The sequence below is a fragment of the Janthinobacterium sp. JF4 genome, assembly GCF_059617925.1.
Genome location: NZ_JCAQAV010000012.1, coordinates 78,115 through 102,189, shown reverse-complemented (window position 1 = coordinate 102,189; position 24,075 = coordinate 78,115). Strand labels below are relative to the sequence as shown.

At 65.3% G+C, this 24,075-nt stretch carries 21 protein-coding genes; 10 read left to right on the top strand and 11 right to left on the bottom strand.

The genetic code is table 11. The annotated features are described in order from the left end of the window. Positions 1-21: 21 nt before the first annotated feature. The 4 genes from AC54AF_RS12290 (at position 22) to AC54AF_RS12275 (ending at position 4,055) form a co-directional block, all read left to right on the top strand. Complete coding sequence (locus AC54AF_RS12290) at positions 22-666, top strand: ArsR/SmtB family transcription factor (protein ID WP_496636764.1); 645 nt, start codon at positions 22-24, stop codon at positions 664-666. Beyond that, the gene (locus tag AC54AF_RS12285; protein ID WP_131686908.1) at positions 666-1,178 is read left to right on the top strand and encodes a ClbS/DfsB family four-helix bundle protein; all 513 of its coding nucleotides are present in this window, start codon (positions 666-668) and stop codon (positions 1,176-1,178) included. The genes AC54AF_RS12290 and AC54AF_RS12285 overlap by 1 nt, the downstream gene beginning before the upstream one ends. 109 nt (positions 1,179-1,287) lie before the next feature. Beyond that, positions 1,288-3,003 (top strand): NAD+ synthase, encoded by a 1,716-nt coding sequence (locus tag AC54AF_RS12280; protein ID WP_496636763.1) that lies wholly within the window; start codon positions 1,288-1,290, stop codon positions 3,001-3,003. After that, on the top strand, positions 3,000-4,055 hold the full coding sequence (locus tag AC54AF_RS12275; protein WP_496636762.1) for a bifunctional nicotinamide-nucleotide adenylyltransferase/Nudix hydroxylase: 1,056 nt from the start codon (positions 3,000-3,002) through the stop codon (positions 4,053-4,055). Before AC54AF_RS12280 ends, AC54AF_RS12275 begins: the two co-directional genes overlap by 4 nt. 21 nt (positions 4,056-4,076) lie before the next feature. Here the strand turns inward: AC54AF_RS12275 and AC54AF_RS12270 are convergent, their stop codons facing one another. Together AC54AF_RS12270 and AC54AF_RS12265 are read right to left on the bottom strand one after the other, a co-directional pair. Beyond that, complete coding sequence (locus AC54AF_RS12270) at positions 4,077-4,904, bottom strand: hypothetical protein (RefSeq protein ID WP_131686911.1); 828 nt, start codon at positions 4,902-4,904, stop codon at positions 4,077-4,079. A 114-nt stretch (positions 4,905-5,018) separates the two neighbouring features. Beyond that, positions 5,019-5,918, bottom strand: coding sequence for a LysR family transcriptional regulator (locus tag AC54AF_RS12265; protein ID WP_496636761.1), 900 nt, complete (start codon positions 5,916-5,918; stop codon positions 5,019-5,021). Between the two features lie 127 nt (positions 5,919-6,045). Between AC54AF_RS12265 and AC54AF_RS12260 the strand changes: the two genes are divergently transcribed. Continuing rightward, complete coding sequence (locus AC54AF_RS12260) at positions 6,046-7,467, top strand: MFS transporter (protein WP_496636760.1); 1,422 nt, start codon at positions 6,046-6,048, stop codon at positions 7,465-7,467. Beyond that, on the top strand, positions 7,464-7,862 hold the full coding sequence (locus AC54AF_RS12255) for a DUF4440 domain-containing protein (protein WP_496636759.1): 399 nt from the start codon (positions 7,464-7,466) through the stop codon (positions 7,860-7,862). The genes AC54AF_RS12260 and AC54AF_RS12255 overlap by 4 nt, the downstream gene beginning before the upstream one ends. A gap of 1 nt (position 7,863) precedes the next feature. Here AC54AF_RS12255 and AC54AF_RS12250 read toward each other — a convergent pair whose 3' ends face one another. The 5 genes from AC54AF_RS12250 to AC54AF_RS12230 form a co-directional block, all read right to left on the bottom strand. Further along, complete coding sequence (locus tag AC54AF_RS12250; protein ID WP_496636758.1) at positions 7,864-8,439, bottom strand: DUF1349 domain-containing protein; 576 nt, start codon at positions 8,437-8,439, stop codon at positions 7,864-7,866. Between the two features lie 26 nt (positions 8,440-8,465). Beyond that, positions 8,466-9,854, bottom strand: coding sequence for an efflux transporter outer membrane subunit (locus AC54AF_RS12245; RefSeq protein WP_496636757.1), 1,389 nt, complete (start codon positions 9,852-9,854; stop codon positions 8,466-8,468). Continuing rightward, on the bottom strand, positions 9,851-12,943 hold the full coding sequence (locus AC54AF_RS12240; RefSeq protein ID WP_496636756.1) for a MexW/MexI family multidrug efflux RND transporter permease subunit: 3,093 nt from the start codon (positions 12,941-12,943) through the stop codon (positions 9,851-9,853). The genes AC54AF_RS12245 and AC54AF_RS12240 overlap by 4 nt, the downstream gene beginning before the upstream one ends. A 15-nt stretch (positions 12,944-12,958) precedes the next feature. After that, positions 12,959-14,059 (bottom strand): efflux RND transporter periplasmic adaptor subunit, encoded by a 1,101-nt coding sequence (locus AC54AF_RS12235; protein ID WP_496636755.1) that lies wholly within the window; start codon positions 14,057-14,059, stop codon positions 12,959-12,961. A 68-nt stretch (positions 14,060-14,127) separates the two neighbouring features. Further along, positions 14,128-14,607 carry a DUF2165 family protein gene (locus AC54AF_RS12230; protein ID WP_496636754.1) on the bottom strand — a complete coding sequence of 160 codons (480 nt, stop codon included), beginning with the start codon at positions 14,605-14,607 and terminating at the stop codon, positions 14,128-14,130. A 123-nt stretch (positions 14,608-14,730) separates the two neighbouring features. On the opposite strand from AC54AF_RS12230, the gene AC54AF_RS12225 reads away from it, so the two are divergent. Further along, the gene (locus AC54AF_RS12225; protein WP_496636753.1) at positions 14,731-15,390 is read left to right on the top strand and encodes a helix-turn-helix transcriptional regulator; all 660 of its coding nucleotides are present in this window, start codon (positions 14,731-14,733) and stop codon (positions 15,388-15,390) included. On the opposite strand, the gene AC54AF_RS12220 is transcribed toward AC54AF_RS12225, so the two are convergent. Beyond that, a complete protein-coding gene (locus AC54AF_RS12220; RefSeq protein WP_496636781.1) occupies positions 15,387-16,649 on the bottom strand; it encodes an MFS transporter in 1,263 nt (420 codons plus the stop codon). The two genes, AC54AF_RS12225 and AC54AF_RS12220, sit on opposite strands and share 4 nt — an antisense overlap. A gap of 110 nt (positions 16,650-16,759) precedes the next feature. Here AC54AF_RS12220 and AC54AF_RS12215 point away from each other — a divergent pair, with 110 nt between their 5' ends. Then, the gene (locus tag AC54AF_RS12215) at positions 16,760-17,659 is read left to right on the top strand and encodes a LysR substrate-binding domain-containing protein (protein ID WP_496636752.1); all 900 of its coding nucleotides are present in this window, start codon (positions 16,760-16,762) and stop codon (positions 17,657-17,659) included. On the opposite strand, the gene AC54AF_RS12210 is transcribed toward AC54AF_RS12215, so the two are convergent. Both AC54AF_RS12210 and AC54AF_RS12205 read right to left on the bottom strand, forming a co-directional pair. Continuing rightward, positions 17,656-18,408: an SDR family oxidoreductase gene (locus AC54AF_RS12210; RefSeq protein WP_496636751.1), complete on the bottom strand. Its 753-nt coding sequence runs from the start codon at positions 18,406-18,408 to the stop codon at positions 17,656-17,658. The two genes, AC54AF_RS12215 and AC54AF_RS12210, sit on opposite strands and share 4 nt — an antisense overlap. A gap of 117 nt (positions 18,409-18,525) precedes the next feature. Continuing rightward, complete coding sequence (locus AC54AF_RS12205) at positions 18,526-19,557, bottom strand: methyltransferase domain-containing protein (protein WP_496636750.1); 1,032 nt, start codon at positions 19,555-19,557, stop codon at positions 18,526-18,528. Between the two features lie 128 nt (positions 19,558-19,685). Here AC54AF_RS12205 and AC54AF_RS12200 point away from each other — a divergent pair, with 128 nt between their 5' ends. Both AC54AF_RS12200 and AC54AF_RS12195 read left to right on the top strand, forming a co-directional pair. Further along, on the top strand, positions 19,686-20,579 hold the full coding sequence (locus AC54AF_RS12200; RefSeq protein ID WP_496636749.1) for a helix-turn-helix transcriptional regulator: 894 nt from the start codon (positions 19,686-19,688) through the stop codon (positions 20,577-20,579). Positions 20,580-20,634: 55 nt separating this feature from the next. Then, a complete protein-coding gene (locus AC54AF_RS12195) occupies positions 20,635-21,039 on the top strand; it encodes a VOC family protein (RefSeq protein ID WP_496636780.1) in 405 nt (134 codons plus the stop codon). Positions 21,040-21,067: 28 nt separating this feature from the next. On the opposite strand, the gene AC54AF_RS12190 is transcribed toward AC54AF_RS12195, so the two are convergent. After that, positions 21,068-23,938 (bottom strand): insulinase family protein, encoded by a 2,871-nt coding sequence (locus tag AC54AF_RS12190; protein WP_496636748.1) that lies wholly within the window; start codon positions 23,936-23,938, stop codon positions 21,068-21,070. Positions 23,939-24,075 lie beyond the last annotated feature (137 nt).

Below are 24,075 nucleotides of genomic sequence, written 5' to 3'. Positions count from 1 at the left end.
AAGGGTGCTAGCATCGTGTCAATGAAAAATGCCGATATCGAATTGCTCACCGGTTCCGCCGGCTTTGCCCATATTTTAGGCAGCGCGCCGCGCTTGCGCCTGCTTGAGCAGATCGCGCACGGCGAATATGCGGTGGAGCAACTGGTGGAGTTGACGGGCCTGTCCGTGGCGAACACGTCCCAGCATTTGCAGCAGTTGCGGCGCGCCGGTTTCGTGCAGGCGCGGCGCGACGGCAAGCGCGTGCTGTACCGGCTCGGCAGTGGCCCCATCGTGCAGCTGCTGGCCGCGCTGGACGTGTATGCGCAGCATCAGCGCAGCGAATTGCAGGCGCTGGGACGGGGCGACCACGTGGAAGCGATCACGGGCGACGAATTGCTGGAACGCATGCGCGAGGCCAGCATCACCGTGCTCGACGTGCGGCCCGCGCAGGAATTTGCCGCCGGCCATTTGCCGGGTGCCGTGAATATTCCTTTTGATGACTTGCCGCGCCGCTACGCCGAGCTGCCCGCTCACCAGGACATCGCCGCCTACTGCCGCGGCCCGTATTGCGTGCTGTCCGTGCAAGCGGTGGCGGCCCTGCGCCTGCACGGCTTGCATGTGCGCCGTCTCGGCAGCGGCTACGACGACTGGCAGGCGGCCGGCTTGCCTGTCGTGAAGGCGGCGTGATGGCGATCCCCAACAGCAAGCAGGAACTGGTCGAGGCGATTACCACCACGTATGCGAAACTGGCGCAGGAGCTGGCGCGCGTGCCGCCGGCGCTGGCGCGCGATCCCGTGCTGGAGGGACAAGTGGCGGGCACGCGCATGAGCGTGTGCGATCTGCTCGCCTACCTGGTGGGATGGAACGAGCTGGTCTTGCACTGGCACGCGCAGCTGCGCGACGGCAAACGCATCGAGGACATCGCCTTTCCCGCCGAAGGTTTCACGTGGAACGCTCTGGGAAAACTGGCGCAGCGCTTCTATGCGGACCATGCGGAACTGGGCATGGACGACTTGCTGCAGCGCCTGGAGCAGGCGAAAGACCAGCTGCTGGCGCTGATCGAGGCGCACGACGACGCGCAACTGTATGGCCAGCCCTGGTACACGCATTACACGATGGGGCGCATGATCCAGTTCAATACGGCGTCGCCCTATGCGAATGCGCGCACGCGCTTGCGGGCCTGGCTCAAGACCTTGTAGCACCCGGATCGGCGGGCTTGCACGATTGCATCAGTACGCTCAGAAATTTTTTCTGGCAGGATAGTGGTCTCAAGTGCCACCATGAAGCGTAACCCTCCGAAGGATCACCATGCTGACCATCGCCCTCGCCCAGCTCAACCCCACCGTGGGCGACTTCGACGCCAATTGTGCCGCCATCATCGCGCGCATGCAGCGCGCCAGCAGCGATGGCGCCGACCTGCTGGTGTGCCCGGAACTGTCGCTGTGCGCGTATTATCCGGGCGACCTGTTCGAGGACGCCGCCTTCCTGCGCGGCCTGCAGCAGGCGCTCGATACCCTGCTGCAGGCGTCCACGCGCTGGCCGGCGCTGGTCACCGTCATCGGCACGGCGCGGCCGAACGCTGGCGTCGGCAAGCCCTTGTTTAACGCCTTGCTGGCGATGCGCGACGGGCGCATCGTCGCCGAATACTACAAGCAGCTGCTGCCGACCTACGGCATCTTCGACGAGGGCCGGCATTTCGAAGCGGGGCCGCCCGGCGCCTGCACCCTCGCTATCGCCGGCTGCAAGGTCGGCTTCATGATCTGCGAGGATGGCTGGAACGACGATGGCCGCGCCTACGCCGTCAACCCGTTCGAGTCCCTGCGCGCGGCGCTGCCCGACCTGGTCGTCAGCATCAACGCCAGCCCGTCCGACATCGGCAAGCGCGCGCAGCGCCACGCCGTGTTTGGCGCCGCCTGCGCGCGTGTCAAGCTGCCCCTGCTGTTCGTCAACCAGGTGGGCGGCCAGGATCAACTGGTGTTCGACGGCGCCTCGTTCGCCATCTCGCCTACCCTCGGCCTGCAATTCGAGGCGGCGCGCTTCGTCGAGGATTTCCAGCTGCTGCGCTTTGCCGACGGCCGTTTTGCGCGACCCGATGGATCGGCGTTTCCCGTGCCCGACCCGGAAGGCATCCCTGCCGTGGAGTTTGCGCGGCGCCAGATCGTGCTCGGTTTGCGCGACTACGCGCGCCGCTGCCGCTTTACGAAGGTCGTCGTCGGCTGCTCGGGCGGCATTGATTCGGCGCTGACCCTGGCCCTGGCCGTCGAAGCGCTCGGCGCCGACAACGTGGTGGGCATCACCATGCCGTCCGTGTTTTCCAGCGCCGGCTCCGTTACCGATTCCGTCGCCCTTTGCGCCAACCTCGGCATCGTCCTGCACACGCATCCGATACGCGACATCGTGGCGCAGTACGAAGCCGGCTACGTGGCAGCCTTCGACGGCAAGCTGCAGGGGCTGCCGCTGGAAAACCTGCAGGCGCGCGTGCGCGGCACGATATTGATGGAATACTCGAATGCCTTCGGCGCCCTGCTGCTCACCACCGGCAACAAGAGCGAAATCTCGGTGGGCTACTGCACCCTGTACGGCGACACGAACGGGGGACTGGGCCTGATCGGCGACCTGTATAAAACGGAGGTGTTCGCCCTGGCGCGCCACCTCAACGCCAGCGCCGGGCGCGCACTGATCCCCGCCGCCGTGCTGGACAAACCCCCGTCGGCGGAACTGGCGCCGGGCCAGCGCGACACCGATAGCTTGCCGCCGTATCCCGTGCTCGATGAAATCTTAAAGTGGCATATCGAAGGGCGTCGCCTGCCGGCGCAAGAAAGCGCGCAAGCGCTGACCCTGGTCGACCAGTTGCGCGAGACGGACGAGGGGCGGGCCCTGGTGACGCGCATCCTCGGCATGGTCGCCCGCAACGAATACAAGCGGCGCCAGGCGGCGCCCATCATCCGCGTGCGTTCGCGTGCCTTTGGCAGCGGGCGCCAATTGCCGATCGCCGCCCACTACCCCACCGGAGACGACGCATGACCTCATCCTATTCCGCCGACGCGGCCATCCTGATCGGCCGCTTCCAGCCTTTTCACAATGGCCATGCGGGCTTGCTGCAGAAGGCGCTGACGACGGCCGCCCAGGTAGTGGTGGTGCTCGGTTCCGCCTTCCATGCGCGCAGCCCGAAGAACCCGTTTACGTGGCAGGAGCGGGCCTCCATGATCGCCGCCACCCTGCCCGAGGCGCAGCGCGCGCGCGTGCATTACGTGGCCGTGCGCGATTACTATGACGATGGCTTGTGGGCCGATGCCGTGCGGCGTGCCGTGGCCGCTGCCCTGCCCAAGGCGCAGCGCGTCACGCTGGTGGCCTGCTTCAAGGACGCCACCAGTTACTACCTGCACCACTTCCCGCAGTGGCAGCTGCTCAATCTGGAGATCGATCCCGGTGCGCCCATCGGCGCGACGGCGATTCGTAACGTGCTGTTCGAAGCGGAAGACGTGGATGTGTCGCTGAGCGCCGTGGCGCAGCTGCTGCCGGCGGCCATCGGCCAGTATGTGAAAGCGTGGACCCTGCTGCCGTGGTACGCGCCGCTGGTGCACGAGTACCGCGCCATCGAAGCCTATAAGGCGCGCTGGCGCGTGGCGCCGTATGCGCCCATTTTTACGACCGTCGACGCGCTGGTGCAGACGGGTGGCCACGTGCTGCTCGTGCGCCGCGGCGGCTATCCTGGCAAGGGCTTGTGGGCCTTGCCAGGTGGCTTCCTGGAGCCGCGCGAACGCCTGCTGCAGGGTGCCCTGCGCGAGCTGGCGGAAGAGACGCAGCTGGGCGTGCTGGCGCCCACCCTCGTCGAGGCGCTGGTCGGCGTGGCCGTGTTCGACCACCCTGACCGCAGCCAGCGCGGGCGTACCATCACGCATGCGCATTACTTTGATCTGAAGACGCGCCAGCTGCCGGCCGTGACGGCGGCCGACGATGCGGCGCTGGCCGAGTGGGTACCCGTGGCGTCGCTGCCGGCCATGGAAGAGCAATTCTTCGAAGACCATTTTCACATCCTGAACCACTTCCTCAAGCTCACGCACGAGGGGCGCTGAGGGGCGCTTTAGCCCCCCGCGTCAGGACGTGATGCGTTCCCAGCCATGTTTGACGGCCGCCTTGAAGTTGTCCCACGCCGATTGCGGATACGTGTGTTCCCACGTGGAACGCAGGTCCGCTTCCACGTCGTCCCACGGACGGCCCCGGTAACTGTCGCTGCTGGCCATCGAATGGCCGTAGCGGTAGGCGGGATCGTAGTCTTCGAAGCGCGCGCCGGTGGCGACATAGGTGGCGCTCCAGTGGCTGCGGTAGTACTGCTCGTCGTCGTCGCTGGTGCCTGGCAGGTTGTCGGCGCTGGGGTAGCGGCGCGCGTTGGCGCCCGCGCCCGATGACGGAGGTGCCATGCCGCCCGCAAATTGCTGCGATGCCGCCGCCTCGTTCAGGTTGCCGGCGGATGCGCCCTGCTGCGATGGCGCGCCCGACTGCATGCTGGCGCCGTGGCGCATCGCGCTGTCGTCTTGCGGCGCGCCCTGCCAGCCGCCAGCGCGCCAGTGGTCGGCGTGCGCATCGATGTCGAGCGGCGCGTAGCGCTCGACGAGGTCGGTGGCGCGCTGGATATCGGCGTCGCTCGCGCCTTCCAGTGTCAGCACGACATGCCCGCGCCGCACGGCTTCCGCATAGATGTGGCGGTCGGCGTGGCTGCCAAACAGATCCGTAAAGAAATGCTTGATATTGTCGAGCAGGCTGTCGCTGTCGTCGCGACGGATGTTTTCCGTGGCGGAAAATTCATCACTGCCCGCATCGTGCAGGCGGATGCTGGCGCCGGGAAAGCCAGCCGTGATCAGGTCGTGCCGGGCGCGCTCGGCCATATCGCGCAGGGCGAAAACTGCTGCCAATGTATGTGCCATGATGGTCTCCAATCGGTGAACAACGTCCTTCCAGTGTAGGCCGTGAAAACCGAAAGGGGCGCCCGTTTGCCCACTGGAAACGGTTGTCCTTTCAAATATTGACGAAGTGAAATCTCAGGCGGGCGTGCCCACGAACGCGCGCAAAAAGTCGATAAAGGCGCGCACCTTTTCCGCAATGTGCTGGGTGTTCGGATACACGGCATACACGCCCTGCTCAGGGAAGACGACGTCGGGCAGCAGGCGGCGCAGGCGTCCCGCGCGCACTTCACCCTCTACCTGCCATTGCGGCAGCAGGGCCACGCCGCAGCCGCCCAGGGCAAAGCCCAGCAGGGCCGAGGCAGAGTCGGAATGGATGGCGGCGTCCTGCGCGGTGAAGGCGGCGGGGCCGTCTTGTGTGTGCACGTCCCAGCGCAGCGGCGCGGCCAGGCGGCTGTGCGCCAGCCAGCGCGCGCGCTGCAAGTCGGACAAGGTGGCGATGTCCCTGCCGGGCAGGCTGGCCAGGTAGGCGGGCGAGGCGACGGGCCAGATCGCATACGGCTCGATCAGCGCGGCGCGGTAGCTCGAATCGTTGAGGGAACCCATGCGGATGGCCAGGTCGTAGCCGCCCGAGATCAGGTCTTCGTGCGAGGACGACGACGAGTGCTGGATCTGCAGCTGCGGATGGGCGGCGGCGAAGGCGATCAGCGCTGGGATCACCGTGCGGCTGCCGTATTCGACGGTGGTGGTCAGGCGCAAGGTGCCGCGCAAGCCCTGGTGGCCCTGGCGCGCCGTTTCGATGGCGCCGTGCGCTTCGCTCAGCACGCGCTGGCAATCCTCATAAAAGCGCCGCCCCACGTCGGTCAGCGCCAGGCTGCGCGTGCTGCGCGTGAGCAGCGACACGCCCAGCTCCGCCTCCAGCTGCTTCAGGTTAAAACTGACGACGGCCTTGCTCTGGCCCAGCACGGCGGCGGCGGCCGTCAGCGAACCGGCATCGACGATGGCGATGAAAATACCCAGGCGGTCAAGACTGATCATAAATAAAAATGAGTAAACATGCGGGTTTCCGAGGTTTGTCAAAATTCGTTTGACAGTGTAATCGGGGCTGGCCCGTTACGCAAATGGCGATGAAAGCTTAAGCTGGCCGTTTGCCATTCGGAGCACCATGGACTATCGCAAAAAGGTCGCGGCCATCTATCTGCTGGGTTTTTTCGTCGACCTGATCAACATGTTCATCACCAGCGTCGCCTACCCCGACATCGGCCATGCCCTGCACGCCTCGGTAGCGCAGCTGGCCTGGATCAGCACTGCCTACATCCTCGGCCTGACCATCGTCATCCCGGCCAGCGCCTGGCTGGCTGCCTATTATGGCAGCAAAACCGTGTTCATGGCTTCGTTGCTAACTTTTTTATGCGCCAGCCTCGGCGCCGGCCTGGCGCCCTCGATCGAGACGCTGATCGTCTGGCGCTGCGTGCAAGGCCTGGGCGGCGGCTTGCTCATTCCGCTGGGGCAAAGCATGACCTACCAGCTCTATACGCCCGCCGAGCGCCCTGGCCTGTCGTCCGTCATCATGCTGGTGGGCTTGCTGGCACCGGCCCTGTCGCCCGCGCTGGGTGGCGTCATCGTCGACAGCCTGTCGTGGCGCTGGATTTTTTACCTGAACATGCCGTTTGCCGCGCTGGCGCTGCTGCTGGCCGCCTGCTGGCTGCGCCCCGACCCACCGCGCGCGCAAGTGCCCCGGCTCGATACGGGCGGCCTTGTGGCGGGCAGCACAGCCATCCTTTTGCTGTTGCTGGGCTTGACCATGCTGGGCACGCCGGGCGGGCTGGCCGCCGGCGCCGGCGTGCTGGCGCTGGGCGCCGCCTGCGCGTGGGGCTACGTGCGCGGCGCGCTGCGCAAATCCACGCCGCTGCTCAACCTGCGCCTGGCCGCCGAACCGCTGCTGCGCATTGCCATGCTGATGTATCTGCTGGTGCCCGGTGTCTTCATGGGCGTGAGCCTGCTGGCCATGCTGTACCTGCAGGGCGTGCTGGGCATGTCGGCGTCCAAGGCCGGCGCGCTGATGCTGCCGTGGGCGCTGGCCTCGTTTGCGGCCATTTCGCTGACCGGCAAAAGCTACCGCCGCGTGGGGCCGCAACCGCTGTTCATTGCTGGCGCCCTGCTGCAGGCGGCGGGCATGCTGATGCTGCTGCGGGTGGACTCTGCGGGTCAATTGTTCTGGCTGGCTTGGGCGTATGCCGTGATGGGCTTTGGCGGCGGCTTGTGCAGCAGCACGGCGCAAAGCACGGCCTTCCTGCGCACGCCGGACGCGCAACTGAGCCAGGCAAGCGCCGTGTGGAATATCAACCGCCAGTTGGGCTTTTGCCTGGGTGTCGCGCTGCTCAGCGTACTGCTGAATGGCTTGCTGGCGGCGCAGGGCATCGGCACCCTGGACGACCCCGCCCTGCACCTGCGCGCGGCGCAGGTATTTCACTGGTGCTTTGCGCTGGCCGCCACCTCGTGCGTGCTGCCTTTGGCGCTGTGCCTGCGCATCGACAACCGCGCCGTTCTCGACCTTTTACATCACCATGGAGCAAGCAAAAAATGAACGCAACAAATCCCTATTTTGACGACGTCTTATCCACGCATGTGCTGATCCGCGACTGGCTTTCTGGCGAGGCGGCGGCAGCGGAAAACTGCGCCGCATTGCTGGCGCGTTTCTCGCTTGACTTTACGATGGTGGCGCCTGGAGGAATGCAGCTCGATCACACCGGATTAACACAATTTTTCCGTGCCGCCGGCGGCAGCCGTCCAGGCTTGAAGATGCGCATTTCGGATCTCGTTCTGATCCAGGACAGCGCGGCCGGCGCCACCGTGACTTACCGCGAGTATCAATCGCTGCCCGGCGGCGACAACACGGAGCGCTTGTCGACCGTCGTGTATGAGAAGACACCGGCTGGAACGCTGCTGTGGCGCCATCTGCACGAGACGTGGACCGCATGATCTAACTCAAATCGTGCAAGTCTTTTTGCTGCGCCGGGCCGATGGAAAACCTTGAAAACACCACCTCCAAGCCACCCCGTTCCGGCGTGCAGCACATGGGGCCGACGCGGTAGCTGCTGGCCTCGGGAAATGGCGCCAGGCGCAGCAGCGGCCAGCGCTGGCCATCGGTGGAATACTGCACGCGGATCACGCCCTTTTCAATCGTCACGCGCAGCCAGAAACCATCCGGCATGGCGGGGGCGATGCTGACGGCCCAATCCGATTTGTCCAAGGTCAGTACAGTACTCAACAAGAGCTGGCCGTCGGAAAACTCGACGCCGCACTTGATCCAGTTTTGTTCGTCGATGCGCACCATTAATCCGGCCTGGTCGTACAGCGCAGAATACTGCGCCGCCACATGCAGCTGCGCCGTGAAATCGCCATCGACTGGCGTGCCGAAGAAGTGGCCGCTGTCGCGGATGAAACCGTACGAAGTCTTGCGCCAGAAATCCGTTTTTTCATCGGTCGTCACGCGCAGTTGTACCGCGTCACGGGTGAAATTTTTCGGTGGATTGAGCCAGCTGCCTTGCGTGAACATCGCTTTGCCTTTCCGAGCTAAACAGATCACATAGTGTGCCCCCATCCCAGCGCCTTGTACAGCGCGATCGCATCGATATACGACGCCGTTTCCGCCTGCAGCGCTTCGCGCCGGATCTCGAACAGGGCGCGCTGGTTTTCCAGCACCGCCTGGTAGCTGCCGGCGCCGCCCGCATAGCGCGTGCTGGCGATGCCGAGGGCCGCATTGCCGTGGCGCGCCGATTCGAGCAAGGCGGCCAAGCGCGTCTGGTTCTCCGCCAGTTGCGTGACGGCGTTTTCCACGTCTTCCTGCGCGATTAACAGGGCCTGGGCATAGCGCGCCAGCGCGCCGTGCGCTTCGGCCTGCGTGCCGCGCAGACGTGCGCGCACGCTGCCCAGGCGGAAGGCTGGATAGCTGACGGAGGGCGCCACTTCGAACGCGCGCGCGCCGCCGTCGAACACGCCGCTGCCGCGCAGCGCAAAGAAGCCTAAAAAGCCGCCCAGGCTCAGGCGTGGATACAGGTCGGCCGTGGCGGCCCCCACGTCTTCGCTGGAGGCGGCCAGCAGGCGCTCGGCGCGCACCACGTCGGGACGCTGCTTGATCAGGCGGTTCACGTCGCCCAGCGGCAGCTGGCCCGCCAGCGGCGCTTCCTGGCGCGGCACGGTCGCCAGCGAAATGGCGCCCGGCGCTTGGCCACTCAGCACATCAAGCCGGTACTGCGCCTGGCGCACGCCCGCCTGCAAGGGAGGCAGCATCGCCTCGCTGCGCGCCAGGTTGGCCAGCGCATTGTGGCGCTCTTCCGGCAAGCCGCCGCCGGCGTGGATGCGCGCATCGATCAGGGCCACCGTGTCGCGCCAGCTTTGCACCTGCGCCTGCGTCAGCGCCAGGTCTTGCTGGTAGCCCAGCGCCTCGTAGTAATTGCGCGCCACCTCGGCCGCTATCGTCAGCTGCACTTGCCGCAAGTCCGCCTGCGCCGCGCCTGCGCGCGCCTGCGCCGAGCGGCTGATATGGGCCAGGCGGCCGAACAGGTCGATCTCCCATTGCGCGTCGAAACCCACGCGCGTATGCGTGCTGGCGGCGCGGCTGTCCGGTGTGTCTTGCTGGACGCTGCGCTGCCATCCCGCCTGGCCCGTGACCGTGGGCAGTTCATCGAGGCGGCGCTCGTCGAAGTGGGCGCGCGCGGCCAGCAGGTTTGCCTGCGCCTGCGCGATATCGAGGTTGTGTTCCAGCGCGCTGGCGATCAGCTGCGACAGGCGCGCATCGTCGAAAAACGTCCACCAGGCGGCGTCCCTGGTCGCCGTTTGACCTGGCGCAAACTGCGTCTGCTGCGGGCTGGCGAGGGCGATGGCGGGCGTGCCCGGCGTGACGTAGGCGGGGCTGACGGCGCAGCCGGCCAGCACGGGGAAAAGGGCGACAAGATAATGGTAATTTTTCATGGGGATTCCTTCAGCGCCTGCGACAAATCGCGCGCGCGCGGCGTGGCATGGTCGGCCGTGTGGCGGCGGGCCAAAAAGGTGTACACGGTGGGCAGAACGAACAGCGTGAAGAAGGTGCCGATCAACATGCCGGAAACGATCACCACGCCCAGGCCGAAGCGGCTGTTGGCACCCGCGCCGGAAGCGAACAGCAACGGCACCAGGCCCACCACCATGGCGGCCGTCGTCATCAGGATGGGGCGCAAGCGGATCTGCGCCGCCTTGCGGATGGCCATGATGCGGTCGAGCCGTTCATGCACCTGCAATTCGTTGGCAAACTCCACCATCAAGATGCCATGCTTGCTGATCAAGCCGATCAGGGTCACGAGGCCGATCTGCGTATAGATGTTCACGGTGGCGTAGCCGAGCGCCAGCGGGATCAGCGCGCCGCAAATCGACAGCGGCACCGTGATCAGGATGATCAAAGGGTCGGTCAGGCTTTCATATTGGGCGGCCAGCACCAGGTAGATGACGACGACGGCCGCCAGGAAGGCCAGCAGAAGCGCATTGCCTTCCGTGGCGAACTGGCGCGCATCCGATTGCCAGTCGTAGCTGAAGCCCGGTGGCAGGGTTTTCGCCACGCCATCGAGGAAGGCGACGGCGTCGCCCAGGGTCACGCCCGGCGCCGGCACGCCCTGGAAGGTGGCCGCATTTTGCTGGTTGAATTGCGTCAGCATGTTCGGCTCGATCTGTTCCGTCACCGACACGACGGCCGACAGGGGTAGCAGGCTGCCGTCGTCGGCGCGCACGTACTGCTGCGTCAGGGCTTGCGCCGTGAGTCTCTGTTCGCGCGGGCTTTGCGCGACGACGTCATACGCGCGGCCATCCATGCCGAAGCGGTTCAGGTAATTTTCGCCCACCAGCACGGCCAGCGATTCGCCGATGTCCTGCATGCGGATGCCCAGGCTGTTCGCCTTCGAGCGGTCTACTTGTACCTTCACGACGGGGTTGTTGTAATCGAGGTCGCTGTCGACGACGGCAAACAGGCCGCTTTCCCGCGCGCGCTGCTTGACGTCTTCCATGGTGCGGAACAGGGTGGCGTAATCCTGCGCGCTGCGCAAGACCATCTGCACGGGCAAGCCGCCGCTCGATCCCGGCAAGGGCGCCAGCTGGAAGGCGAAGATGCTGGTGCCTTCCACGTCGCCCACGGCGTGCTGCAATTCAGCCTGGATGACGGCCGCATTGCGCGAGCGTTCTGCCCAAGGCGTGAGGTTGATGCCGCCGATGCTCGACGCCGGCCCTTCGCCGCCGTTGATGATCCAGCGCGAGTCCGTTTCGGGGATATTCTTGTAGATGTCATCGAGCTTGTACGAGAAGCGTTCCACGTAATCGAGGTTGGCGTGTTGTGGCGCCTTGATCGCCGTCAGCACGCTGGCCTGGTCTTCCGCCGGCGCCAGTTCGCGCTGCGGCAGCAGGTACAAAAACGGCAGACTCACCATCACCAGCGCGGCGAAACCGGCACTGAGCCAGCGGTGGTGCAGCGAGCGGTCCAGCAGGCGCGCATAGCGCGAAGTCAAGCCTTCGAAGAAATGCTCGGCGGCGCGCGCCATGCGCCCTTCCGATTGTTTCGGCTGCAGCAGCAATGAGCTCATCACGGGCGACAGGGTCAGCGCCACCACGCCCGAGACCACCACGGCGCCGGCCAGGGTCAGCGCGAATTCCTTGAACAGCGCACCCGTGAGTCCCCCCATCATGCCGATCGGCGCATACACGGCCGCCAGGGTGATGGTCATGGCGATGACGGGACCGGCCACTTCGCGCGCGCCCACCAGCGCAGCCGCTACGGGCGTCTTGCCTTCCTCGATATGCCGGTGCACGTTTTCCACCACGACGATGGCGTCATCAACCACCAGGCCCACGGCCAGCACCATCGCCAGCAAGGTGAGCAAATTGATGCTGAAGCCGAAGGCCAGCATCAGCGCGGCAGCGCCCAGCATCGACAGCGGGATCGTCACGACGGGAATCAGCACCGAGCGCAGGGAACCCATGCACAGGTAGATGACGATGACGACGATGAGCAGCGCTTCGAGCAGGGTGTGCGCCACCTCGTCGATGGACGATTGGATGAAGCGCGCCGTCTCGAATGCCAGCTCGACTTTCACGCCCGGCGGCAGGGTTTTCTGGATCTCGGGCAGCAGCTTCTTGATGCCGTCGACGATCACCAGCGGGTTGCCGCCCGGCGTGGGCGACAGGCCCAGATACACGGCCGGCACGCCATCCATGATGCCGCTCGTCTCCGTGGCGGCCGCGCCCAGTTCCACCGTGCCCACGTCCTTCAAACGCACGAGGGCGGCGCTGTCATCGCCACCCTTGGTGATGACCATGTCGCGAAACTGCGCCACGCTGGTCAGATCCGTGTTGACGCTGATGTTGGAGACGACGAATTGTCCTTTGACCTTGCCGGGCGCCGCCTGGTAGTTATTGCGCCGTACGGCGTCGGCCACGTCGGCCGCCGTCAGGCCCCGCGCCGCCAGTTTTGCCGGGTCGATCCACAAACGCATGGCCAGCTGCTGGCCGCCATACACGTCGACTTTCGCCACGCCGTCGATGGTGGCGAACATCGGCTGCACCACGCGCGCCAGGTAATCGGTCAGCGCGGGCGCCGACACGCTCTCGCTGGCAAAGCCGACATAGGCGACGGCCGAGGAATCGCCGGCCGAGCGCTCGATGACAGGGTCAAAAGCACCTTCGGGCAGTTTGTAGCGCACCTGGTTGACCTTGGCCATGACTTCCGTCAGCGCCTGCGTGGAATCGCGGTTCAGTTCCATGCGCACGGTGACGGTGCTGCTGCCCTGCACCGAGGACGAGGTCAGGTAATCGATGCCTTCCACCGACGATACGGCTTGCGCGATCGGTTGCGTGACAAAGCCCTGCATCAGTTCCGCCGAAGCGCCCGGATACGTGGTTTTCACGGTGATGGTGGACGATTCGAGCATCGGATACTGGCGGATCGGCAGCTGCATAATGGCGATCACGCCCAGCATCAAGATCAATGTGCTGATCACCAGCGCCAGCACGGGGCGGCGTACGAATAGATCGGTAAATTTCATGGTGATGCGCTCCTTTTACGAACCGGCCTTGGGCGCGGCGCGTTTGCCTTCATCCAGGGTATTGGCCACGGCCTGCACGGCCATGCCGTCGGCCAGTTTCAGTTGGCCCGAAGCGACCACGCGCTGGCCCTCGCGCAAGCCGTCCAGGATGGCCACCCTGCCCCCGGCCCGCTCGCCCAACTTGACGCCCACGCGCTTGACGGTGAGCGGCTGCTTGCCCTCCTGCTGCGCCACAAACACGGTGTCGCCATATGCGCTGTAGGTCACGGCCGTTTCCGGCACCGTCAGCTGCTGGCCCGCTTCACGGGCCACGCGCACGTTGGCGTACATGCCCGCCTTCAAGGCGCCGCGCGGATTGCTTAATGCCGCCTGCACCTGCACCATGCGTGAACGGTCGATCAGCGGGTCGATGGCGTTGATCTTCGCCGCGAAGATGTCATCGGGACAGGCGTCCACCGTCACTTGCACGGCCTGCCCCGGTGCCAGCTTCATGCTGCTCTGTTCATCGAGGGCGAAGTTCACCAGCAAGGATTTCGTGTCGATCAAACTGGCGACCGTGTCGGCCGCATTCAGGTACTGGCCCGGGTGCACCTTGCGGATGCCCAGCTGTCCGGCGAACGGCGCGCGGATGGTCTTTTGCGCGATCAGCGCCTCCGTCTGGCGCACGTCGCCCAGGGCCGCGTCGCGCGCCGCCAGCGCGCTATCGAGCTGCTCCTGCGTGGCCGCCTTTTCCTTCACCATCTGCGCCGTGCGGGCAAGGCCGCTTTCCGCGTTTTTCAGCTGCGCGCGCTGGCGCAGCAGCATTGCCTGTTCCTGGGCGTCATTCAGCTGTACCAGCACGGCGCCGGCCGCCACGCTCTGGCCCGATTCGAAGCGGATGTGCGTGACGCGCCCGCCCGTTTCGGCCGCCACCTGCACCTGGCGCGCCGCTTCCAGTTCGCCCACGCCGGCGAAGTAGCGCTCCTGCGTGCCCAGCACGACGGGGACCAGCGCCACCTTGGTGGCGGGGGCGGCGGCGGCATCGGCCGCTTGGGAGTGCGCGCGCGGGTACAGCGCGGCGCCGGCGACGGCCAGGGTGATGGCCAGCGCGGAAGCGCCGACGATTTTCGTATTCATGATGAAGTCCTTTACAGCAGTCACAAGGAAGATGAGGCGCAGCGGAGGCTGATCAGGTCCGCTGCGCGTTAGCAGTGAAAATTAAAGAGTACAAACAGGGCTATGGTCCACAGCAGCAGCACCAGGTGCGTCGTCTGCAAGCCTTCCTGCGCGATCCAGTAGCCGAACCACAGGCCGCCCAGGTGCATCAGCAGCAAGAAGGCGGCCATGGCGGACAAGGCCAGGTTCAGCCAGGGCAAGCCCGCGGCCAGGCCGCCGGCGGCAAACAGCCCCACGCCCGTCCAGGCGGCGATGGCGGCGGCAAGTTGCAGCGCCAGCACCACGCCCAGCGACAGCCGGTGCAGGGTCAAGGACGTGAGGGCGCGGCGTAGCAGCGGCGTCTGGATGGTGGGGTCCAGGCGCAGCGGATCCATGCGCATGGTGTTGCCGATGGCCCAGACGGAGCCGTGGAAGGCGTGCAGGTTGTTGATGGCGGCCAGCGTGAGCCAGAGGGCCAGGCCGGTAGCGAGGATGGCGTGAAACAGCCAGATGGAGTGCTGCAGCTGCATGGTATTCCAGTCGAGAGAGTGTCTTGCCGGCAGGCGGACGTGGAAACTCCTCGACAGCGGGGAGCTACCGGCCTATTATGCAAGAAATTAGTTGGTTAACTGGCCCCATGATAGTTGAGTGAAATGAATTACACAAGTAAACGTTTGGATAATAGCGAGGCGCCGCAAACGACGGAGCGCATCCTGTATTTCATCAAGACCAAGGGACCCGTCTCCACGGCCACCCTGGCCAAGACCCTGGACATGACGGGCGAGGCGGCGCGCCAGCAAGTGCAAAAGCTGGTGGCGGCGGGCTTGATCGAGGGGCGCCAGGAAGCGCAGGCGGGCGCCGGGCGGCCACGCCAGAACTGGGTCTTGACGGAAGCGGGCAATGCGCGCTTTCCCGACACGCATGCGCAGCTGACGATCAAGCTGATCGGCTCGGTGCGCCAGCTGTTCGGTGAAGCGGGGCTGGATAAATTGATCAGCCAGCGCGAAGAGGAAAGCCGCAGCGCGTATGCCTTGGCGTGCTCGGCGCCGGACTTGCCGACGCGTTTGCAGCAGTTGGCGGCCGTGCGCGATGAAGAGGGCTATATGGCGCGCGTGGAAGCGGATGGCAAGGACTGGCTGCTGATCGAGGATCACTGCCCCATCTGCGCCGCCGCGCGCACCTGCCAGGGCTTTTGCCGCTCCGAATTGCAGCTGTTCCAGGAAGTGGTGGGGCCGACAGCCAGCATCGTGCGCGAGCAGCATGTGCTGGCGAACGCCATGCGCTGCGTTTATCGGATCAGGGCGCTGCCCTAGTCTTTCGGAAACAGGGGGCGGGTAGCCAGCGCGACCAGCCCCGCCAGCCACCACACGACGGGCCAGCTGCTGGCCGCCAGCAGGTGCGGGATGGCGATCGGCGTGAGGAACAGGCCCACGTAGACGGCCGTGTTCGCCATGCCCAGGGCCGTGCCCGCGTTGGCGCCGCCCGCTTCCGTGGCCAGTTCCGTGTAGGCCACGCCATGCCAGGCGGACACGGCGATGCCGGCGGCCACCACGGCGGCCATCAGCAGCCAGCCCGGTGCGTCCAGCCAGGCGATGCATCCGAGCAAAATGAACGAGGCCAGCGCCACCAGGGCCGAGCCGCGCAGGTAGGCGGGCCGGTTCGCGTGGCGGTCCGTGTGGCGTCCGCTCCAGATGCGCATCACCATGGCGCCCGCCTGCAGGGCCACCATCACGGCCGTGATGGCCGCCAGGCCCAGGTGGCCATGGTCGTGCAGGAAGACGGTGGCGAAGCTGAGCACGGCGAATTGGGGCACGCACAGCAAGCCGATGGCCGCTACCATGCGCCAGACTTTGCGATTCTGTAGTGGCGGCGGCTTGCCCCCGGACGCGCCCGTGGACGCGTTGTGCGGCCCCGTGGCGGCCTCGGCAGAGAAATCGGGCTCATGCATCCATCGCCACGTAAAAAACGCCGACAGGCCGCATACGAGGGCCAGGGTGCCGAAGACGGGCATGAAGCCATAGCGCGATGCCAGGCTGGGCAGGACGAGGGCGCCGAGACCGCCGCCGAGCGGCACGGCCGTCTGGCGGATGCTCATGGCGAAACCCCGTTCGCCGGCGCCGAACCAGCGCATCACGGCGCGGCCGCTGGCGCCATTCACGCTGCCGCCCAGCACGCCGACCAGCGCCAACCCGGCCGCCAGCGCCCACAGGGGCGGCACCGAGCCGTCAGCGGGCGTAATCCACAGCAACAGGGTCAGCAAGGCCAGCATGGTACCTAGCAAGCCTGTCAGCAGCACGGGGCGGTCGCCCCAGCGGTCGGTAGCCATACCCCATGGCAATTCGGTCAGCGCTACTCCCAGGCCCATGGCGCCCAGCGCCACGCCCAGTTCTGTATTGCTCAGGTGATAGCCGCTGCGCAGCCAGATGGCCGTGGTGGGCATGCCGTTGGCGGCGGCGGAAAAGCTGGCATTGGCCGCCACGCCGACGGCCAGCACTTTCCAGCGGTGGGCGTCGCCCAGCGCGGGCGCGGTGACGGGGACAGGAACAGGTACGGCTGGGCAATTGGTGCTCATGGCATGGAGGGGAAAGTGGTTGACCCTGACAGTGTTGCGCAGTACGATCATTCTGAATATCAGATAATTTTTTCTAAACCATCCCATAAAACCGGACGATTGTGTGCGCCATGAGCCTGCTTAATTTCGATATCGCCTTCTTGCGCAGCTATGTGGCTGGCATCGAGCTGGGCAGCTTTGCCCGCGCGGCGGACAAGGTGGGCCGTTCCACCTCGGCCGTCAGCGCGCAGCTGAAAAAACTCGAGGAGCAGGCCGGTGCGCCCCTGTTCCGCAAGGATGGCCGGGGGCTGGCGCTGACGCCGGCCGGCGAAGTCTTGCTCGGCTATGCGCGCCGCTTGCTGGAACTCAATGACGAGACGGCCGTCGCCCTGCGCGGCGCGGAACTGGAAGGCTGGATCAGGCTCGGCTTGCAGGAGGACTTTGGCGAAGCCTTGCTGCCCGACGTGCTGGGGCGCTTTGCCCGCGCGCATCCGAAAGTGCGCATCGAGGCGCACGTGGCGCGCAACACGGCCTTGATGCAAGGCCTGGCCATGGGCCAGCTGGACCTGGCCCTGGTGTGGGGCGGTGCCTGCATCGCCGACGTGGCCGAGTATCCGCCGCAGCAACGCCAGCAGATTGCCGAACCGGCCATGCGCTGGATCGCTTCGTCCAGCCTGGCCTGGCGGCCAGAATCGGGCGAGCCCTTGCCGCTCATTACATTCGACCGCGACTGCCTGTTCCAGCGCTGCGCCACGCAGGCGCTGGACCGCGCGGGCATCGCCTGGCGCACGGCGTTTACCAGTCCCAGCCTGGCGGGACTGTGGGCGGCGGCGGCCGCCGGGCTGGGCGTGACGGTGCGCACCAGCCTGGGCTTGCCTTCTTCCGTGCGCGCGCTCGATCACGTGGCGGCGGGCTTGCCCGCCCTGCCCCCGCTGTCGCTGGAACTGCTGCGCGCCTCAAGCGTATCCAGGCCGCCCGTCGAGCGTTTGGCCGGCCTGATCATCGAGTCGCTGCAGCAAGATGCGGCTTAAAACTCCTGCACCGTCGGGCGCAGCACGATTTCATTGATGCCCACGTCGTCCGGCTGCCCGATCGCATACGCCACGGCGCGTGCCACGGCGTCGGCGGGAATGGCTTGCTTGTAAAACTCCTTCAAGCCGGCCGCGCTTTCCGCGTGGCTGCTGCCGCCCGGCAGTTCCGTGTCGATGGCGCCCGGCGCAATGACCGTGGTGCGGATGGTGCCGCCGCTGGCCGCCAGCTCCTGGCGCAAGCCTTCCGAAATGGCGCTGACGGCAAACTTGGTGCCGCTGTAGACGGCGCCGCCCGGACTGAAGACTTTTTGCCCTGCCACCGACGAGATGTTGATGAAGTGGCCGCTGTTTTGCGCCTGGAAATAGGGCAAGACGGCGGCGATGCCATTCAACACGCCTTTGATGTTGATATCGATCATGTTGTTCCACTCGTCGACCTTCAAGGCGCTCATCGGCGCGATGGCCATCAGCCCCGCGTTGTTGATCAGCACGTCGACCTTGCCGAATACGGCCAGGGCTGTCTCGACCAGGCGCTGCAGATCCTCTGGCCGGGTGACGTCGGTCTGGGCAATGGCGGCCTGGCCGCCTGCGGCCGTGATTTCCTCGGCGATGGTATTGAGCAAATCCATGCGCCGCGCACCGAGCACGACGGACGCGCCGAGTGCGGCAAGATGGCGCGCCGTGGCTTCGCCCAGGCCGCTGCTGGCACCGGTGATGATGACGACTTTCCCTGCAATAGCTTGACTCATGATGGGTTCCCTGTGGAGGCAGCAGAGTGCTGCGGATGACATCGATCAATGCTGGCATAGCTTAGCGTATTTGTGTCCTTTTTTGCTATAAAAAAGATAATTATTAAATGATAATTATTAGGTACGCGCAATCAGCACTTGCACGGGTGCCATGGGAAAATCGCTGGCGCCGTACTGCTCCACCTGCCGCCAGCCCGTGTCGCGCAGCAGCTGTGCCAATTCACCGTACCGTGTCACCGTGCGGCCCAGCATGCGCATTGGCAAGTAATACGGCAGTACGCGCGCCGCGTCGCCCGGTGCCGGGGCGATTTCCGCCTGCACGCAGACGAGCACGCCACCAGACTTCAAGGCCGCATGCATCTTGCGCAAGGCCGCCGCCATGTCGGGCACGAAATGCAACACGGACGAGCACCAGATGAGGTCGTAGCCGCTGCCGATGTCGTCACTGTCCAGGTCGCCACCCACCGTTTCCAGCCGGTCAGATAGTTGCTCATGGGCGATGTTCGCGGCCGCCACGGCCACCGTTTCCGGCCAGTCGAAAACGCAGCCGTGCAAGCCCGCATGGGCTTGCGCCAGTGCAATGGCCACCCAGCCCGGGCCGCCACCCATGTCGAGCAGGCGCAGTGGCGTGCTGGCGTCTGTAAACGGGGCGATCCGTTGCATCACGGACAGGGCCGCGCGCATGGTAACGGCGCGTTGTTCCTGGCCGATCTGCTGCTGCGCGGCAGCGGCCCAGTTGACCCCATTCGCCGTGCTGTAGGGCGCCGCCTTGCCGCCCTCGCGCACCAGCGTACTGAGCTGCGTGGCGAAATGGCGCAGCGCATGCAGCCGGTACAGCCAGGCGTCGCCGCAAAAGGCCACGGAGTGCCGGCAGAAATACCGCAGGGTGATGGCCGTGCAGCGGTAACGTTGTGCCTCGTCATCGGCCGCGTCGCGTTCCAGCACCTGCATGCTCCAGAGTAATTCCAGCAGCAGGGCCGTGTGCGGCGCATGCAGCGACAGGGTGTCGGCCAGCTGCGCCGGCGTGTGCGGCGTGGCCAGCACCTCGAAAATGCCCAGCTCCAGGGCGGCGGCCAGCCCGTCCGCCTGGACGGGCGCGATGGCCAGATCCCAGTAGGGCTGCAAAGTGTGTTGCGACGTGAATGGCATGGCGCTTCCTTTCTGGTAGTGTGCATGAAAGCCATTTTATGCAATAATGAGAATAATTATCATTTGCATTTGTATGCGGCACGGCGCATTTCGTCTGCGCGACGGCGCGCGGGAAAACAGGAGGAGCGATGGTGAAACAGGACAGGGAAGCGGCAGGCTGGACGCGGCGCCAGCTGGACCCCGGGATGGGCGAGTGCCGCGCCGACCAGCGCCAGGTCGACCAGGGCTTGCTGCTCGTGCATTCCGATTACCACCCGCGCCTGGCGCTCGTCGAGCCATCGCAGCATGACGACGCGGGCGGCATGGTGATTACCATCGGGCTGGAAGGCGCATCCGGCTACGTCACGCGCGATGGGGAACGTCTGTGTTTCCGGGGCGGCCATACGACGGTGACGGCGTTTCGCCACGTCAGCGGCGAGCGCCGTTTCGAGGCGCATCAACGGGCGGCGCAATTGCGCGTGCTCGTCGACGAGCATGCGCTGGCGCGTTACTGGCCGGAAGGCCTGGCATCCCTGCTGCCGCTCGACGGTGGCGCGCGCCAGTTGGCGCATGCGGCCACCACGGCAGCGTGCGCCCAGCACGCGCGCTCGCTGCTGCGCGCGACGGACCCGCTGGCCGTGCATATCGGCGTGCTCAGTGTCCTGGCAGAACAGTTGCGGACACTGCGGCCGATGCCCCCTTCCGTGCCGCGCTGCTCGGAGGCCGACATTGCCAAGCTGGAGCAGGTTTACGCGCTGATGCAGGAGCAGATGGCGCAAGACCTCACGCTCGATTACCTGTGCGCGCAAGTGGGGCTGAGCCTGTTTAAACTCAAGCAGGGATGGCGCTACCGCTACAACGACAGTCCGCAGCGCACCCTGCTGGCGCTGCGCATGCAGCGGGCAAAGTTACTGCTGGAAAATGGTTGCCAGGTGGCGCAAGCGGGCTGGCAAACGGGCTATCGCCATCCGTCCAATTTCAGCACCGCGTTCAGCCGTTATTTCGGCTACGCAGCCAAGACCGTGGCGCGCGCAAAGGGCTGAACAGCCAGTGTAGAATCGGCGGGCAGCATTTTTCATCTCACCTCAAGGAGACATGATGGCCCGCAAAATCTTTGTCAATCTGCCCGTCCAGTCGCTCGAGCGCTCCGTGGCGTTCTTCACTGCGCTGGGCTTCAGTTTCAATGCCCATTTCACGGATGAAACGGCGACGTGCATGATCGTCGCCGACGACATCTTCGTCATGCTGCTGACGCACGACAAATTCCAGCAGTTTACGCCCAAGCAGCTGTGCGATACCAAGGTGGCGACGGAAGTGCTGGTGTGCCTGTCGGCCGAGAGCCGCGGCGAAGTCGATGCGCTGGTGGCGAAGGCCGTCCAGGCGGGCGGCAGCATCTACAAGGAGCCGATGGATTTCGGCTTCATGTATGGCCACAGTTTCCAGGATCCCGATGGGCATCAATGGGAATTGATGTATATGGAAGCGAATTCAATACCGCAATAGTTGCGGTATTGAATTCGGAAAAGCGCTCTTAGCTGGCCAGCGCCAGCAAATCGACCACTTCCAGCCCGGCCAGGTCTTGCGTCGTGTTGCCCGCAAACGCGGCGCGGCTCTGCTGACCGTTTTTCAGCCAGGTGCGCGTGACGTCCTTGATCTGCGCCAGGGTGCAGTTCAGCACGCCGGTGCGGAACTGCTGGCGCACGGCTTCCGTCGTGCCGCGCTGCTGCATGTTCCATGCCGTCAGCGCTTCCGCGTACGGCGAGTGCGGCTTGTCGAGGCCCTTGATGACGCAGATGATGGCTTCTTCCACTTGTTCCTGCGAGAAATCGCCATCGAGGATCTGATCCAGGGTCGTGCCGAAGTCGGCGAACGTGCCGGCCAGGCGCGGATCGCGGTAGGAACTCAACGTGAAGGTACCTGCGCCGGCTGCGTAGCTGGCGCTGCCGCCATACGCGCCGCCTTTTTCGCGCAGGGCCGTATGCAGCACCTGGTTGGTCATCAGTTCGGCGGCGACGGCCAGGGCCGAGGCGTCCGGATTGTGCACGCCAGGCACGGCCCAGGAAACGAAGCAATGGTTGATCTGGCTCGTCGCATGCAGGGCCGTATTGGCCAGCGGCAATGCTGCAGGTGCTGGCGTGTCGCTTGGCGTGGCCGCATCCGTGCCGGCGGCCGGCAACTCCAGCAAACGGGCCAGCGTGATGCCATCGTGCTCCAGGCCGGCGCACAGCACGGTCGGCTGCTGGGCGATGATGTGCGCGTGCAGGGTGTCGAGCTCGCGCGCGATTTCCTGCAAGCCCTCGGACGTCTTGCTCAGCTGCTGCAAACGGCGGTAGAACGGCAGGGCCGCCGGGCCGCCGACGATGTCGTCGAAGCGGCGCGTGGGCGACAGTGGCGCCGCCGAGGCCAGCATGGCGTAGCGGTTGCCCGATTCGGCCAGGCTGCTCAATTTGTCTTGCACCAGGCTTTCGATCAGGAAGGCCAGGCGCTCTTCTTCATCGAAGCGGGGTTTGGCGATCCAGGCCGACAGCACGGCGGCGATCGCCGCGTGTTCTTCGCGCAAGCCGCTGGCCGAGAACGACAATTCCACGCGCATCGCCTGTTGCGGGCGCGGGATGGCTTCCAGGCCGATGTGGAACGACGGCACCATGCTCTGGCGCCAGGCGCTGGCGTCGTCAAACGACATGTCGCCCACGCCCAGTTCCGGCGCCAGGTCCGTGTACAGGCGCAACCAGGGCCACGACGCTTCCGGCAGGCCCGACACGTCGTACAGCACGTTGGCATAGCTGATGCCGTTCGAGGCGATGGAAAACGCCACGGCGCCATCGACGGCGGCCGGGATCGGCAGGGCCGGGCGCGGCGATGCGCTGACGTCGCCAGGGCGGATGCGCGGCAAGACTTCGGAATTCGACGGCAATTGCTGATGCGCTTCCAGCGCGGCCGATTCCGCCACGATGTGTTCGCGCTCGGCATCCGTCAGCGTCGCTTGCAGGGCCGCCAGCTTGGCGTCTTCCTGGGCGGCGCGGTCCGTGAAGTAGGCGCTGTCGGGTACCACATGCGTCGTCAAGCGGGTCGGATTGGCGATCAGTTCGCGCACCAGCTGCTTGAAGAATGCCGGGTCTTCAATTTGCTGTTCCAGGGTTTCCAGAATGGCCGCATTGTCGAACGCGTCCATGACGTTGCCGTCGTACATGGCCAGCGGCAAGGCGTGCAGCAAGCGGCCCAGGCCGTAAGGCATGCGGCCGCTGCTGATTTCGCGCTGGCTGTACTTGATGTCGCGCAAGGCGGCGTGCAGCACGGCGGCGGGAATGCCCTCTTCCGCCGTCTCTTCCAGCGCCGTCCAGATGCGCTGGTGCGCATCGGCGATTTGTTCTTTGGTTAAACCTTCCATGCCGATGTGGAAGACCATCTGGCGGATGCCCGCGTCGCGGCCATTCATGTCCGATGGGCGGCCATAGCCGGCCGATTCCATGGCGCGCATGACGGGCGCCGACGATTCACCGAGCAAGCCGTGCGACAGCAGATGCGCGTGGTAGTACGCGATGGGGTCGCTCGACTCGCCCATCAGCCAGGCGAATTGCAGGCCGAATTCATCGTCGCGCGCTTCCTGCGATGGAATTTTCACCACGTTTTCTTGCGGCGCCGTCCAGGCGGGCGCCAGTTGCGGCAGGCGGCGCGGGCTAAAGCCGCTGAGCTTGGACAACACGCGTTCGGCGACTTGTTCCTGCACGGCCGACGCTTCGATATTGCCGGCGGTCATGATCACGGCTTGCGAAGGGTGATAGTGGCTGGCGTGGAATTCTTTCAGCATGTCATGCGTCAGCTCGGGGATATTCAGCGGATCGCCGCCCGATTCCACTTCATACGTCGTGCCTTTGAGCAAGGCGCTGGCGATGCCGGTGTCGAGCGCGCGCATGGGGCTGTTGAAGGCGCCCTTCATTTCATTGAAGACGATGCCCTGGTACACCAGCTTGTCGCCTTCGAACGCATGGCGCCAGCCTTCCTGGCGGAAATTCAGGTAATCGAGGTTGGGGAAGAAGGCCGCGTCCAGGTACACGTCGAGCAGGTTGAAGAAATCCTTGCGGTCGGTGCTGGCGAACGGGTACACGGTGCGGTCCGGATAGGTCATCGCATTCATGAAGGTGGCCGTCGAGCGGCGCAGCATCGAGAAGAACGGGTCGCGCACCGGGTAGCGGGACGAGCCGCACAAGGCCAGGTGTTCCAGGATGTGCGCGCGCCCGTCGCTCACTTCCGGCACAGTGGGAAAGGCCACCAGGAACACCATCTCAGCCTGCTCGGTATGCATGTGGATATGGCGCATGCCCGTTGCTGGCTCGACATATTGCTCGATGGTTGCCTGCAAGACTGGAATGAAGTTGCTGCTGACTTTTTCAAATGTGCTCATGCGGTATGGGATCTCTGCGGTAGGTGATTCGGAGTGTTGGTGGGGCTGCATCACATCTGGGGGCAAAGTGGCGCAATGCCAGGGCCGACGGCCACTTTGATGCCTGCGTGAAGTTTTTCCCTATTGTACTAGGAGTA

Bases quoted from the DNA above. Each gene is read 5' to 3' on its own strand.
- AC54AF_RS12290 (WP_496636764.1), top strand. From the start codon at position 22: ATGAAAAATGCCGATATCGAATTGCTCACCGGTTCCGCCGGCTTTGCC.
- AC54AF_RS12285 (WP_131686908.1), top strand. From the start codon at position 666: ATGGCGATCCCCAACAGCAAGCAGGAACTGGTCGAGGCGATTACCACC.
- AC54AF_RS12280 (WP_496636763.1), top strand. From the start codon at position 1,288: ATGCTGACCATCGCCCTCGCCCAGCTCAACCCCACCGTGGGCGACTTC.
- AC54AF_RS12275 (WP_496636762.1), top strand. From the start codon at position 3,000: ATGACCTCATCCTATTCCGCCGACGCGGCCATCCTGATCGGCCGCTTC.
- AC54AF_RS12270 (WP_131686911.1), bottom strand. From the start codon at position 4,904: ATGGCACATACATTGGCAGCAGTTTTCGCCCTGCGCGATATGGCCGAG.
- AC54AF_RS12265 (WP_496636761.1), bottom strand. From the start codon at position 5,918: ATGATCAGTCTTGACCGCCTGGGTATTTTCATCGCCATCGTCGATGCC.
- AC54AF_RS12260 (WP_496636760.1), top strand. From the start codon at position 6,046: ATGGACTATCGCAAAAAGGTCGCGGCCATCTATCTGCTGGGTTTTTTC.
- AC54AF_RS12255 (WP_496636759.1), top strand. From the start codon at position 7,464: ATGAACGCAACAAATCCCTATTTTGACGACGTCTTATCCACGCATGTG.
- AC54AF_RS12250 (WP_496636758.1), bottom strand. From the start codon at position 8,439: ATGTTCACGCAAGGCAGCTGGCTCAATCCACCGAAAAATTTCACCCGT.
- AC54AF_RS12245 (WP_496636757.1), bottom strand. From the start codon at position 9,854: ATGAAAAATTACCATTATCTTGTCGCCCTTTTCCCCGTGCTGGCCGGC.
- AC54AF_RS12240 (WP_496636756.1), bottom strand. From the start codon at position 12,943: ATGAAATTTACCGATCTATTCGTACGCCGCCCCGTGCTGGCGCTGGTG.
- AC54AF_RS12235 (WP_496636755.1), bottom strand. From the start codon at position 14,059: ATGAATACGAAAATCGTCGGCGCTTCCGCGCTGGCCATCACCCTGGCC.
- AC54AF_RS12230 (WP_496636754.1), bottom strand. From the start codon at position 14,607: ATGCAGCTGCAGCACTCCATCTGGCTGTTTCACGCCATCCTCGCTACC.
- AC54AF_RS12225 (WP_496636753.1), top strand. From the start codon at position 14,731: ATGAATTACACAAGTAAACGTTTGGATAATAGCGAGGCGCCGCAAACG.
- AC54AF_RS12220 (WP_496636781.1), bottom strand. From the start codon at position 16,649: ATGAGCACCAATTGCCCAGCCGTACCTGTTCCTGTCCCCGTCACCGCG.
- AC54AF_RS12215 (WP_496636752.1), top strand. From the start codon at position 16,760: ATGAGCCTGCTTAATTTCGATATCGCCTTCTTGCGCAGCTATGTGGCT.
- AC54AF_RS12210 (WP_496636751.1), bottom strand. From the start codon at position 18,408: ATGAGTCAAGCTATTGCAGGGAAAGTCGTCATCATCACCGGTGCCAGC.
- AC54AF_RS12205 (WP_496636750.1), bottom strand. From the start codon at position 19,557: ATGCCATTCACGTCGCAACACACTTTGCAGCCCTACTGGGATCTGGCC.
- AC54AF_RS12200 (WP_496636749.1), top strand. From the start codon at position 19,686: ATGGTGAAACAGGACAGGGAAGCGGCAGGCTGGACGCGGCGCCAGCTG.
- AC54AF_RS12195 (WP_496636780.1), top strand. From the start codon at position 20,635: ATGGCCCGCAAAATCTTTGTCAATCTGCCCGTCCAGTCGCTCGAGCGC.
- AC54AF_RS12190 (WP_496636748.1), bottom strand. From the start codon at position 23,938: ATGAGCACATTTGAAAAAGTCAGCAGCAACTTCATTCCAGTCTTGCAG.